At 67.5% G+C, this 12,439-nt stretch carries 14 protein-coding genes; 4 read left to right on the top strand and 10 right to left on the bottom strand.

The features are described 5' to 3' along the window. Positions 1 to 7: 7 nt before the first annotated feature. From rnc to rsmD, 6 genes are all read right to left on the bottom strand, one after another. A complete protein-coding gene (gene rnc, locus GBRO_RS10265; RefSeq protein ID WP_012833882.1) occupies positions 8 to 796 on the bottom strand; it encodes a ribonuclease III in 789 nt (262 codons plus the stop codon). Then, on the bottom strand, positions 789 to 1,451 hold the full coding sequence (locus GBRO_RS10260) for a YceD family protein (RefSeq protein WP_041919843.1): 663 nt from the start codon (positions 1,449 to 1,451) through the stop codon (positions 789 to 791). Before GBRO_RS10260 ends, rnc begins: the two co-directional genes overlap by 8 nt. 84 nt (positions 1,452 to 1,535) lie before the next feature. After that, on the bottom strand, positions 1,536 to 2,363 hold the full coding sequence (locus GBRO_RS10255; RefSeq protein WP_041919842.1) for a DivIVA domain-containing protein: 828 nt from the start codon (positions 2,361 to 2,363) through the stop codon (positions 1,536 to 1,538). A 100-nt stretch (positions 2,364 to 2,463) separates the two neighbouring features. Next, complete coding sequence (gene coaD / locus GBRO_RS10250) at positions 2,464 to 2,967, bottom strand: pantetheine-phosphate adenylyltransferase (protein WP_012833879.1); 504 nt, start codon at positions 2,965 to 2,967, stop codon at positions 2,464 to 2,466. 104 nt (positions 2,968 to 3,071) lie between these two features. Beyond that, positions 3,072 to 4,232, bottom strand: coding sequence for a nitronate monooxygenase (locus GBRO_RS10245; protein ID WP_012833878.1), 1,161 nt, complete (start codon positions 4,230 to 4,232; stop codon positions 3,072 to 3,074). Further along, complete coding sequence (rsmD, locus tag GBRO_RS10240) at positions 4,222 to 4,776, bottom strand: 16S rRNA (guanine(966)-N(2))-methyltransferase RsmD (protein WP_041919841.1); 555 nt, start codon at positions 4,774 to 4,776, stop codon at positions 4,222 to 4,224. The genes GBRO_RS10245 and rsmD overlap by 11 nt, the downstream gene beginning before the upstream one ends. A 180-nt stretch (positions 4,777 to 4,956) precedes the next feature. On the opposite strand from rsmD, the gene ectA reads away from it, so the two are divergent. The 4 genes from ectA to GBRO_RS10220 all read left to right on the top strand — a co-directional run bounded on the left by ectA (position 4,957) and on the right by GBRO_RS10220 (position 8,248). Next, the gene (gene ectA / locus GBRO_RS10235) at positions 4,957 to 5,484 is read left to right on the top strand and encodes a diaminobutyrate acetyltransferase (protein ID WP_012833876.1); all 528 of its coding nucleotides are present in this window, start codon (positions 4,957 to 4,959) and stop codon (positions 5,482 to 5,484) included. A gap of 128 nt (positions 5,485 to 5,612) precedes the next feature. Then, complete coding sequence (gene ectB, locus GBRO_RS10230; protein ID WP_012833875.1) at positions 5,613 to 6,884, top strand: diaminobutyrate--2-oxoglutarate transaminase; 1,272 nt, start codon at positions 5,613 to 5,615, stop codon at positions 6,882 to 6,884. After that, the gene (locus GBRO_RS10225) at positions 6,881 to 7,309 is read left to right on the top strand and encodes an ectoine synthase (RefSeq protein WP_012833874.1); all 429 of its coding nucleotides are present in this window, start codon (positions 6,881 to 6,883) and stop codon (positions 7,307 to 7,309) included. The genes ectB and GBRO_RS10225 overlap by 4 nt, the downstream gene beginning before the upstream one ends. Positions 7,310 to 7,357: 48 nt before the next feature. Further along, complete coding sequence (locus tag GBRO_RS10220) at positions 7,358 to 8,248, top strand: Sir2 family NAD-dependent protein deacetylase (RefSeq protein ID WP_012833873.1); 891 nt, start codon at positions 7,358 to 7,360, stop codon at positions 8,246 to 8,248. Between the two features lie 471 nt (positions 8,249 to 8,719). On the opposite strand, the gene proB is transcribed toward GBRO_RS10220, so the two are convergent. The 4 genes from proB to rplU all read right to left on the bottom strand — a co-directional run bounded on the left by proB (position 8,720) and on the right by rplU (position 12,145). Next, the gene (proB, locus tag GBRO_RS10215) at positions 8,720 to 9,835 is read right to left on the bottom strand and encodes a glutamate 5-kinase (protein ID WP_012833872.1); all 1,116 of its coding nucleotides are present in this window, start codon (positions 9,833 to 9,835) and stop codon (positions 8,720 to 8,722) included. Positions 9,836 to 9,871: 36 nt separating this feature from the next. After that, positions 9,872 to 11,338 carry a GTPase ObgE gene (obgE, locus tag GBRO_RS10210; RefSeq protein ID WP_012833871.1) on the bottom strand — a complete coding sequence of 489 codons (1,467 nt, stop codon included), beginning with the start codon at positions 11,336 to 11,338 and terminating at the stop codon, positions 9,872 to 9,874. 196 nt (positions 11,339 to 11,534) lie between these two features. Further along, positions 11,535 to 11,798, bottom strand: a complete 264-nt coding sequence (gene rpmA, locus GBRO_RS10205; RefSeq protein ID WP_012833870.1) for a 50S ribosomal protein L27 — start codon at positions 11,796 to 11,798, stop codon at positions 11,535 to 11,537. A 35-nt stretch (positions 11,799 to 11,833) separates the two neighbouring features. After that, positions 11,834 to 12,145, bottom strand: coding sequence for a 50S ribosomal protein L21 (gene rplU / locus GBRO_RS10200; RefSeq protein WP_012833869.1), 312 nt, complete (start codon positions 12,143 to 12,145; stop codon positions 11,834 to 11,836). Between the last annotated feature and the right edge of the window lie 294 nt (positions 12,146 to 12,439).

Raw genomic sequence — 12,439 nt, 5'->3', positions numbered from 1 at the left:
GTACGGGTCACGAAGCGGCCGGGTCCGACACAGCAGAATCGGATGCTGTCGGATCGGACGCGACTGAATCCGGCGAGCCCACGGCGGTGGCCCGTTCGGTGAGCGTCTTCCACGCGCGTGCCGCCGCCTGCTGTTCGGCCTCTTTCTTGGTCCGCCCCACCCCGTTGCCGAGACTCTCGCCGGCGACCACGGCGACCGCGGTGAACTCCTTGTTGTGGTCCGGCCCGGTCGAGCTGATCTGATACTGCGGCGGGCCGAGTCCCTGTTCGGCGCTCAGTTCCTGCAGTGACGTCTTCCAGTCGAGTCCCGCGCCCAGGGTTCCGGCCCGGTCGATGACGTCGTCGAACAGCCGCAGGATGACGCGTTTGGAGGTGGCCAGGCCGTGTTCGATGAACACCGCGCCGAAGAGCGATTCGAGGCCGTCGGCCAGGATCGAGTCCTTGTCCCGACCGCCGGTCATCTCCTCACCGCGGCCCAGATACAGATGCCGGCCGAGGCCGCCGGGCCCGAGTGAACGTGCGACGTCGGCGAGGGCGTGCATGTTGACGACACTCGCGCGGATCTTGGCCAGTTCACCCTCGGGTCGGTCGGGGTAGCTGAGGTAGAGGCGTTCGGTGATCACCACACCGAGCACGGAGTCACCGAGGAACTCCAGCCGCTCGTTGGTCGGCAGTCCCCCGTTCTCGTAGGCGTAGGAACGGTGGGTGAGGGCGAGCGTGAGCAGTTGCTCACCGATCGTGGTGTCCACCGCTGTGAGCAGGTCGGCGAACTGTGATTCCCCGGCCTCGTCAACCACGCTTCTCGTCCCTGTCGTCGGGGTTCGGGGCATCGGTGGAGGCCGGGCCGGATTCCCCGGCCAGGCCCGGGAACTTGTCGGCCAACCCGGCCCATCGCGGATCGATGACCTCGTGCGCGTGACCGGGTTCGGCGATCGCGAGGCGCACCCCGCATACCTGACAGAGCCCGGGACAGTCGTCGGAGCACAGCGGCGACAGCGGCAGCTCCATGGCGACCGCATCGATGATCGACTGTTCGAGATCGATGTGATCGTCGACGATGCGGTGGACGTCCTCGGCGTCGGTGGTCTGTTCGGTCACGCTGTCCGGGTAGGCAAACAGCTCGGTGAGGAACACCGTGACGGTCCCGTCGACCGGTTCGAGGCACCGCGCGCACTGACCGACGGTCTCGCCACACACCGTCCCGGTGACGAGGACGCCTTCGGTCACCGACTCGAGCCGGAGGTCGAGGTCGACGTCGAAACCCGTTGCGATGCCGATCATCTCGACCCCGATGCGATCGGGTGTGGTCACCGTCCGATGCACTTCGGCCATCGAACCGGCCCGACGCCCGAGAGTGCGAACATCGAGCACAAACGGGTCATGACGCGCGGTCCGCTTGGGCCCTGGCGCGTCCGGCGTGGTCGTCTCTGGTGTCACAGCATGATCAGCCACAGTTGCACGATACGCCGGGCGGCTCGATACATCGAACGACCGCGCCGGGCGCTGATGCACCCGACGCCCGGCGCGACCCGATGCTCACACCGCGAGTGGTGACCCGGGCTCGCGCTCGTAACCTGCGCGAGCGCCTGCCGTTTCACGCCGGGCCGACGGTTCGTCGACGCTGCGCGGGTACTCGACGTAATCGTGCATCCCGGCACCGGTGCGGAGCTGATGGCGACCACGGTTCACCGAGCGCAGCGTCCCGGTCAGGACCTCCTCGAACTGCGCGAGTTTCTCGTCGACGTAGATGTCGCAATCCCCGCGGAGCCGATCGGCCTCGGCGTGTGCCGCGTCGATGATGCGCTCGGCCTCCGACTTCGCCGCCGCGACAACCTCGGTCTCCGAAACCAGGCGCTGCTGTTCGGCGATGCCGTCGGCCACCGACTTGTCGTAGGAGTTGTTGGCGGAATCGATGGTCCGCTGGGCCTCGGCACGTGCCCGCCCGGTCACCGCCTCGAATTCGCGAGCGGCACCCGTGGACAGGCGATGGGCTTCCTCGGTGGCCTCGTCGACCAGCGATTTGCCGTGCGCACTGGCCTCATCGACCATCCGGTCGGCCTGCGCCTTCGCCTCGGCCAGGATGCGGTCGGCCTCGGCACGGGCATGGGCCATCACTGCCTCGGATTCCGAATCCGCCTTCGAGGTGACCTGATCGGCGTGCTCACGGGCATCGCCGATCAACGCATCGCGCTCGTCGAGAACGTCCTGGGCGTCGTCGAGCTCACCCGGGATCGCGTCCTTGATGTCGTCGAGCAGTTCCAGCACGTCGCCGCGCGGGACGACGCAGCCCGCGGTCATCGGGACGCTTCGCGCTTCCTCGACAATCGCTACCAGCTCGTCGAGAGCTTCAAATACCCGGTACACAGCCACCCCAATCCGGCGCTTGCCTTGTTTCAGTCGGTGCTTCTGTGACTATTGTGCCGAATGTTGCAGTTGTGATTGGTGAAGCGCGAGGGGTGTGTCGTCACACGCGCTGTTCGCCCGCAATACGTGCCAGCAGAGCGCGATGGATGGCCGGCGACAAGAACGGGGCGACGTCACCACCGAGCTTTGCCACCTCCTTGACCAGTGAACTCGACACGTGGGCGAAGCGCGGGTCGGTCAGCAAGAACACGGTCTCGACGTCGGCGAGCTCGCGATTCATCTGTGCCATGGGCACCTCGTAGTCGAAATCGACGGCCGAACGCAAACCCTTCACGATCGTGTGGATCGACTCGTTGCGCAGGTAGTCGACGAGCAGACCCGACCACCGGTCCACCCGCACGTTGGGCAGATCGGCACAGTCCGCGCGGATCAGCTCGATCCGTTCGTCGACGCCGAACATGCCGTGCTTGTTCGGATTGACGACCACGGTGATCACCACCTCGTCGAAGCAGGCAGCGGCGCGCTGCACCACATACCGGTGGCCGAGCGTGAAGGGGTCAAAGGAGCCGGGGCATACCGCGGTGCGGGTGGTCACATCCGTCATGGCGGAGAACTTACCCGGCGGTGGCGACCTCGTCGGTCGGCGTCATCATGCTCAGCAAGGCAGTGTGCGTTGCGAGACAGTGCGCCCCTGCGGGGCAAGAGCCGTCAGCGGTGATCCCGCGCGGCGCGCAGTTCGGTCCGCAGCCGCTCGACGATGGTTGCCGCCGGTGCGGCAGCGGCGGCACGCCACCCGGTGCCCGCCCACAGGTTCACGTCGTCGGCCACCCCGGCGGCCGCCGCCCCGGCGCGGATCGGTTTGGTCATGTAGTGGACCTGCGGGTAAGCGGCAGGGGCGTCGGCGTTGTCGACGGCGAACGCGTTACGCAGCGATCGGGCGGGCCGGCCGGAGAACGCCCGGGTGATCACGGTGTCGGGCTCAGCGGGGCCGGGTGCATCGGAGCCGGGGCCGGAGTCCTCGGCGTTCTCCCGGCCACGGGCCAGCGCGTCCCGGTGTACCGCCGACGTCCCCGCTTCGTCGGCCCGCAGAAAGGCCGTACCCAGTTGCGCCGCAACGGCTCCCGCTGCCAGCACGGCATCGATGTCGGCACCGGTCATGAGTCCGCCGGCGGCGATCACCGGGATCTCGACGGCCGCCACCAGCGCCGTGACGAGATCGACGGTCCCGGGGGCCGGGCCACCGAGCGGGTCGGCAAGATCGTCGACCCAGATACCGCGGTGCCCACCCGCCTCGATCCCCTGCGCGATCAAGAGATCGGCTCCCGATCGCACGGCGCTGCGGGCTTGCGCCACGCTGGTGACGGTGACCCCCACCGCGGCCCCGACCTCGTCGTGTATCCGATCGACCAGTTCGGCCCCGGGATCGCCGAAGGTGGTGGTGATCAGTCCGGGCCGGTATCGACACAGGAGCGTGACGGTGGCGTCGATGTCCTCGTCGAACCAGCGCGGGGCACCCACCTCGACGCCGTAGCGACCGGCGTAGCCCGCGAGTCGCTGTCGGTAACCCTCGATCGCGGCGTTCACCGGCGCGGACGGATCAGCAGTCACATCCGGGCCCGGCAGGAACAGGTTGACCCCGTAGCGCCCGCCCGTCGCGGAGTCCACGTCGTCGAGCTTCCCGGCAAGCTCCGCCGCGGTCAGGTACCCCGCGGCGAGCATGCCCAGGCCACCGGCCGCGGAGACTCCGGACACCAGTGCGGGCGTGGTCGGACCGCCGGCCATCGGCGCACAGATCACCGGGGTGTCCAGCAGCAGATCACCGATGCGGACCGATTGGTCGTCGTGTGCGTGCGCGGTGTCAGCCGACATGGCGCGCCACCTCCACTCTGGTGTCTCCGTAGTTCTTGTCGATGATGACCTCGTAGGCGGGTGGCCAGTCGATGTCCGGCCCCCGCGCCGAGCGTTCGAGGACCACGATGGCCTCGCTCGCGAGCCACGGTCGTAGCGCGATCAGGTCGGCATTCACCGACTCCGGGCCGAGGGCATAGGGCGGGTCGGCGAAGACGAGGTCGAAGCGGGGTTCGGGGGGACCGGCCAGGTACGCCGCCGCCGGCCGGGTGATGACCGACACTTCCGCCGCCACGCCGCACTGATGCGCATTGGCGAGGATCGCGCTGGTCGCCTTGCGTGCGGAGTCGACGAAGGTCGCCTCGGAGGCTCCACGGGACAGTGCCTCGAGACCAAGGGCGCCGGATCCGGCGTAGACATCCAGGACGCGAGCGCCCGCGAGATCGCAACGGTGCACGAGCATGTTGAACACCGATTCACGGACCCGGTCAGAGGTGGGGCGGGTGCCCTCGTCCGGCACGCGCAGACGCCGGCCGCGCAGCCGACCGGCGATGATCCTCGTCATGCCACCCATTCTGCGCCCCCGGGCGTGGCGGTCCGCCAAGCCCCCGGGAGCACGCCTGAACAACATGTTTGTGAGCCACTTCACATTGCGGCGCTGAGCAGGGACAAGGTAGGTGTTCCGTTGTCCGATTTCGGCAGCTGCATGACTTCGCGGACACGCGTTGTTAACGTCAAACAGGTCATGAGCCCGTCCCAAACAAGAACGGCCCCAACAACTGCCCTCGACGTCGACTTCCGTGCCCCCACGGTCGACGACGGTACCCGACTCTGGGAAATCGCCTCGGATTCAAAGGTTCTCGACGTCAATTCGAGCTATTCCTATGTGCTGTGGTGTCACGACTTCGCCGACACCTCCATCGTCGCCGAAGTAGACGGCCGCGCAATCGGATTCGTCACCGGTTACCGTCGGCAGAGCGACCCCTCGACCCTCATGGTCTGGCAGGTCGCCGTCGACGACGCCTTCCGTGGACACGGCATCGCCGCGCGGATGCTGCATCACCTCTTCGACCGCGGCGCCCGCCGCGGAGTGGTTGCCATGCACACCACCATCAGCCCGGATAATGAAGCGTCACAGCGTTTGTTCGCGTCCGTCGCGAATGCCCGCGGCCTCCGCTTTGAGCGGCGGGATCTCTTTGCCGCCAACGCTTTTCCGGATGCCCACGAGCCCGAAGACCTCTACATGCTCGAGCCCGAGGTTCCCGAGCCCTGATCGGCCGTCACCCGGACGCGGTCACCGACTTCCCCTCGGAACCCGCATTCAGGGGTAAGTCGCTGCCCGAGAACGGTTCTGGCACGACTCGACACGAATTTTCGCAATACCGAGGAAGAAGGAAGCACATGCAACTTCTCGATCAGACCATCGACGACTCGATGTTCACTCAACACGAATCCGAGGTGCGCAGCTACTGCCGTAGCTGGCCCACCGTGTTCACCCGCGCCAGCGGATCGTGGCTCACCGATCAGTCGGGCCGCGAGTACCTCGACTTCTTCGCCGGCGCCGGGTCACTCAACTACGGGCACAACAATCCCGAGCTCAAACGCGAACTGCTCGAGTACATCGCCGACGACGGCATCACCCACGGCCTCGACATGGCCACCGTCGCCAAGGGCCGCTTCATCGAGGCGTTCACCGAGAAGATCCTGGCGCCGCGCGGGCTGGACTACAAGATCCAGTTCCCCGGTCCCACCGGCACCAACGCCGTCGAGTCGGCGCTGAAGCTGGCCCGCAAGGTGACCGGACGCGAGTCGATCATCAGCTTCACCAACGCTTTTCACGGCATGACACTGGGATCGCTGTCGGTGACCGGGAACTCGATGAAGCGCGCCGGCGCGGGCATTCCGCTCGTCCACGCCACCCCGATGCCGTTCGACAACTACTTCGGTGGCGTCATGGAGGACTTCGCCTGGTTCGAGCGTGTGCTCGACGACTCCGGCAGCGGTCTCAACCGCCCGGCCGCGGTCATCGTCGAGACCGTGCAGGGCGAGGGTGGCGTCAACGTCGCCCGCGCCGAGTGGCTGCAGGCGCTCGCCGCGTTGTGCCAGCGTCGCGACATCCTGCTCATCGTCGACGACGTGCAGATGGGCTGTGGCCGCACCGGTGAGTTCTTCTCCTTCGAGGCCGCCGGCATCACGCCCGACATCGTGACGCTGTCCAAGTCGATCAGCGGATACGGATTGCCGCTGGCTCTGACCCTGTTCAAGCCCGAACTCGACGTGTGGACTCCCGGCGAGCACAACGGAACCTTCCGCGGCAACAACCCGGCGTTCGTGACTGCCGCCAAGACCATCGACACCTACTGGAGCGACGACGCGCTCTCCCGCGAGGTGCACGCCAAGGGCGAGCGCATCAACGAGGTGTTCACCGGTCTCTGCGACCGGTTCGACGGTCTGTCCACGCGCGGGCGTGGCATGGTGCGCGGCCTGGTGTTCGACGAGGCCACCGCGGCCGGCAAGGTCTGCGCTCATGCCTTTGGTTCCGGCCTGCTCGCCGAAACCTCCGGCCCCTCCGACGAGGTCGTGAAACTCCTTCCCCCGCTGACCATTTCCCACAATGACCTGGACCAGGGTCTGGGCATCCTGACCGATTCCGTCAAGGAGGTGATCGGATGATCGTCCGCACTACAGCCGAGATCACCGGGACCGAGCGCGAAGTCGCCGATCCCAAGGGCAACTGGGTGTCCAAGCGCATCGTCCTCGGAGGCGACCACGTGGGTTTCTCGTTCCACGAGACCACCATCAACGCGGGTTCGGTCAACGAGTTCCACTACGCCAACCACGTCGAGGCGGTGTGGCTGGTGGAAGGCGAGGGCACACTGCTCGACCGCGAGACCGGCGAGACCTACCCGCTGGCGCCCGGCACCATGTACCTGCTCAACGGCCACGAACGCCACACCGTCACCGCGACGACACAGATGCGGATGCTGTGTGTGTTCAATCCCCCGGTGGTCGGGACCGAGGTTCACGACGAGAACGGTGTCTACCCGCTGGTGACGGTGCCCGCACCGAGTGGGCGCCACGCCACCGAGAACGCCTGACCCGGCGCACGTGGGCATTCGCCGCGCACCCTGCCTATTCTGGGCAGGGTGCGTACGCGTTTACAGATCGGTTGGGAGCCCGCGGCACCGACAGCACTCGACGATGACCTCGAGGAGCGTCTGGACGATGCACGCCGTCTGCTCGCCGGGCGGCGCTTCGTCGCGCTGACCGGGGCCGGGATCTCCACCGAATCCGGTATCCCCGACTACCGCTCCCCCGGCGCACCGCGACGTACGCCGATGACCCTCGAGATGTTCCTGTCGTCGCCGGAGTTCCGTCGCCACTACTGGGCCCGCAATCACCTCGGGTGGCGGCACATGGACGCCTCGGTACCCAACGTCGCGCACCACGCACTCACCGATCTGCAACGCAGTGGCCACCTGAGTACCGTCATCACCCAGAACGTGGACATGCTGCACACCAAGGCCGGCACGCGCGGCGTCCTCGAATTGCACGGATGCTACGGGCGGGTGCGCTGTCTGGGATGCGGGTGGACCACTTCCCGCCACCGGCTGGCGGAACGCCTCGAGGATCTCAACGCCGGCTTCGCCGAGAGCGTGGGTGGCCGCGGGGCGATCGAGGTCGCCCCGGACGCCGACGCCGTGGTGTCCGACACCGCTCATTTCCGCATGATCGACTGTCCCGACTGTGGCGGAATCCTCAAGCCCGACATCGTCTACTTCGGCGAAAGTGTACCGAAACCGATTGTCACACAGGCTTTCACACTCGTTGATGAGGCCGACGCGCTCCTGGTCGTCGGATCATCGCTCACCGTGATGAGCGGCCTGCGCTTCGCCCGTCACGCAGCACGCACCGGCAAACCGGTGATCATCGTCAACCGCGGCGCGACCCGAGCCGACAACATCGCGGCCCTCAAGATCGACCATTTCGCGTCTTCGGTTCTACCCGCTCTGGTTACGGCAACTGCCGCCAAGTGAGCTCACCACCGCTGGTCGAGCCGGCACTCCCCACCCGCTGGTCGAGCCGACACTCCCCACCCGCTGGTCGAGCCGACACTCCCCACCCGCTGGTCGAGCCGACACTCCCCACCCGCTGGTCGAGCCGACACTCCCCACCCGCTGGTCGAGCCGACACTCCCCACCCGCTGGTCGAGCCGACACTCCCCACCCGCTGGTCGAGCCGACACTCCCCACCCGCTGGTCGAGCCGACACTCCCCACCCGCTGGTCGAGCCGACACTCCCCACCCGCTGGTCGAGCCGACACTCCCCACCCGCTGGTCGAGCCGACACTCCCCACCCGCTGGTCGAGCCGACACTCCCCACCCGCTGGTTGAGCCGGCACTCCCCACCCGCTGGTTGAGCCGGCACGGACGAGCGAAGCGAGACCGCGCCGCGTCGAAACCATAGGCGACACAGCGATGTCCGCAACCACAGTGCCGCACCACCCCTCAGATCGCGACCAGGTCGTCCGCGTGCACCACAGCTCTGCGTAACTCGGCCGGCAGCTCAGATGTGGAGCGGCCCACCATCTTTGCGATGTCGTCGGCGTCGTAGGCGGAAACGCCTCGGGCACGCGCGATCCCGTTGACATCGACGAGTTCGACGACGTCGCCGTTGGAGAATCGGCCCCGCACACCAACTACGCCGGCGGCCAGCAACGAGCGCCGACGACACGCCACCGCGGTCACCGCGCCGTCGTCGAGCACGATCTGTCCCCGCGCGTCAGCGGCATGACGCACCCAGAACCGCCGTGCCGAGAGCCGTTCGGGCCGGGCGGCAAAGACCGTCCCTACCGATGCGTCCGAAAGCGCTTGCCCCGCTTGCGATGCGGCCGCCAGCAGCACCGGCACACCGGAATCGGCCGCCAGTCGCGCAGCAGCCAGTTTCGAGGCCATACCACCGGTACCCAGTGCTCCACCGGCCCCGGCGATCACGCCGTCGAGATCCTCGGGACCCGCCACTTCGGAAATGAAGCGGGCCGGCTGCCCCGACGGGGAGACCTTGCGCGGATCGCCATCGTAGAGACCGTCGATATCAGACAGCAGGACCAGTGCGTCGGCCCCGGCGAGCTGGGCGACCAGCGCCGCGAGGCGATCGTTGTCGCCGAACCGGATCTCGTTGGTGGCCACCGTGTCGTTCTCGTTGACCACCGCGACAGCACCGAGCGACCGCAAACGGTCAAGTGTGCGTTGCGCATTCGCATGATGGGCACGGTTGGAAATGTCGTCGGCGGTCAGCAGCACCTGCCCCACCGTGCGTCGATAGCGGGCGAAGGAGGTACCCCAGGCGTGGGCCAGGGCGAGCTGCCCGACGCTGGCGGCCGCCTGTTTGGTGGCCAGATCGGTGGGTCGCTTCTTGAGTCCCAGCGGGGCGATGCCCGCACCGATCGCACCGGACGACACGACGATGACGTCGGAGCCGGCCCGCATCCGTGCCTCCAGCGCGTCGGCGAGCCGGTCGAGCCGCGCGGTGTCGAGCCCGGTTCCGAGATCGGTGAGCGCCGACGATCCGATCTTCACGACGACGCTGCGGGCGCGCGCGATGAACTCACGTACCTCGCTCATGCCCTTGCCCTGCTCCGATTTCCGTTGTGCGGCAGCTCATGCGCCATCGGGAGCGTCCTCGTCGTCGTGCAATCCGCGCCGCAGCCGGCGTGCCTGTTTGCGTTCGGCGGCCCCCACCCGTTCGGAGCGGTCGAGCCGAATGTCGGTGCCGCGCCCGGTGATCGGGACGTCGTCACCCATCGGGGTCGTCGGCTCCCAGTCGAAGGTGACGTCGCCGATGGTGACCGGCGCGCCGGGTTCGGCTCCGAGACGGGTGAGTTCGTCTTCGACGCCCAGCCGGTTGAGTCGGTCGGCGAGGTAGCCGACGGCCTCGTCGTTGTCGAACTGGGTCTGCGCGATCCACCGTTCGGGACGCGTACCCCGCACGATGAAACCGCCGGGTGTCTCCGGATCGGGAGACACGGTGAAGCCGGCCTCGTCGACCGCCTTGGGACGGATGATCGGACGTCGGGCCGCGACCTTGGGCTGCGAGTCGCGGTACTCGCGCACCATCCGCGCCAGCGCGAAGGTCAGCTCACGCAAACCCTGGTGGGTCACCGCCGAGATGCGGAATACCGACCAACCACGTTGTGCCAGTTCGGGTTCCACCAGATCGGCGAGGTCGGCGGCATCGGGGACGTCGATCTTGTTCAAGATGACCACCCGGGGGCGGTCGGCGAGGTCGCCGAGCCCGTGGTCGGCGTCGAGCGCCGGCTGGTAGGCGGCCAGCTCGGCCTCGAGGGCGTCGATGTCGGACACCGGGTCACGACCGGGTTCGAGGGTGGCGCAGTCGACCACATGCGCGAGGAGCGCGCATCGCTCGAGGTGCCGTAGGAACTCCAGGCCGAGTCCGCGACCCGTCGACGCTCCCGGGATCAGTCCCGGTACGTCGGCGATGGTGAAGACGTCGCCGGCGGTCTGGACCACACCGAGATTGGGGACCAGCGTGGTGAACGGGTAGTCGGCGATCTTGGGTTTCGCTGCAGAGAGGACCGACACCAACGACGACTTGCCTGCGGACGGGAATCCCACGAGGCCCACGTCGGCAACCGATTTGAGTTCCAGGACGAGGTCACGATGCTCGCCCTCCTCACCCAGCAGCGCGAAGCCGGGGGCCTTGCGCGCCTTGGACGCCAGGGCCGCGTTACCGAGTCCGCCGCGTCCGCCCTGGGCCGCCTCGAAGGTGGTTCCGGCACCCACCAGATCGGCGACGATGGAGCCGTCGGCGTCGAGCACCACGGTGCCGTCGGGCACATGCAGGACCAGATCCTCGCCGGTGGCGCCATCGCGGTTGTCACCCGCCCCCGGCCGGCCGTTGCCCGCCTTGGCGTGCGGGCGGAAGTGGAAGTCGAGAAGGGTGTGTACCTGCGGGTCGACGACCAGCCGTACCGATCCGCCGTTGCCGCCGTTGCCGCCGTCCGGACCACCGAGCGGCTTGAACTTCTCGCGATGCACCGAGGCACAGCCATGGCCACCGTTGCCGGCCGCCACGTGGATCGTGACGCGGTCGACGAACCGAGACATCGGATGTCCTTTCTACGGAACGAGAACGGGATTCGGGAGTGAAAATGCAAACAGGGCGGGCCGGGTGCAGTGACCCAGCCCGCCCTGTTCAGGCGAAGATATCGCGGCGCCGGTGATGGCGCTCATGTCGCGGTGCGCTCGGGTCGGCGAAGGCCGACTCCGTCGGGTTGACGCCGGAGGGCGCCGTTCCCCACGGTCAGACCTGAGCGGCTTCCGGGACGATGTTGACCGTCTTGCGGCCACGCTTGGTGCCGAACTCGACAGCACCGGCCTCGAGTGCGAACAGGGTGTCGTCGCCACCGCGTCCGACGTTCACACCGGGGTGGAACTTGGTGCCGCGCTGGCGGACCAGGATCTCACCGGCGCTCACCCGCTGCCCGCCGAAACGCTTCACACCGAGACGCTGGGCGTTGGAATCACGACCGTTGCGCGAGCTGGACGCGCCCTTCTTGTGTGCCATCTGTCAGTCCTCCTGAGGTCTGCGCTGAAGCTGGATTACTTGATACCGGTGACCTTGAGGACCGTCAGCTTCTGACGGTGACCCTGCCGCTTGTGGTAGCCGGTCTTGTTCTTGAACTTGTGAATGCGGATCTTGGGGCCCTTGACATGCTCGACGACCTCGCCGGTGACCGAGATCTTGGCCAGCTTGTCGGCATCGGTGGTCAGGGTCGACCCGTCGACGACCAACGCGACCGGCAGGCTCACGGTGCTGCCCGGCTCTCCGTCGATCTTCTCGACCTTCACAATGTCGCCCTCGGCGACCTTGTACTGCTTACCGCCGGTCTTGACGATCGCGTACGTTGCCATCGGAGTCTTCCTCTTACTCATCTCGTCGGGCCCGCCGCGCCGGGGTGGCGCCGGGGCGTGCTGTTGTCGTGCTGGTGTTCGTGCCGGCGCGGGCCGCAGAACACCCAGCCGGTACGCCGGGGATTCGGGCGGTTCACACCAGATGCCTGTCGACGTGGTTCACGCGGCTGGTCGGGTGGTGTCCGAACGATCGGAACCCCGCACAGCGCACAACCTCCGCGGAAGGCGACCTTGCAAGATTACGGGACCGTCCGTCGTCGGGTCAAACTCGCCCGACCTGGTGTGATCTCCCCG

This window comes from Gordonia bronchialis DSM 43247 (genome assembly GCF_000024785.1).
Classification (GTDB): domain Bacteria; phylum Actinomycetota; class Actinomycetes; order Mycobacteriales; family Mycobacteriaceae; genus Gordonia; species Gordonia bronchialis.
The sequence above is the reverse complement of the archived record's forward strand: the minus strand, read 5'-3'. Positions and strand labels throughout refer to the sequence as shown.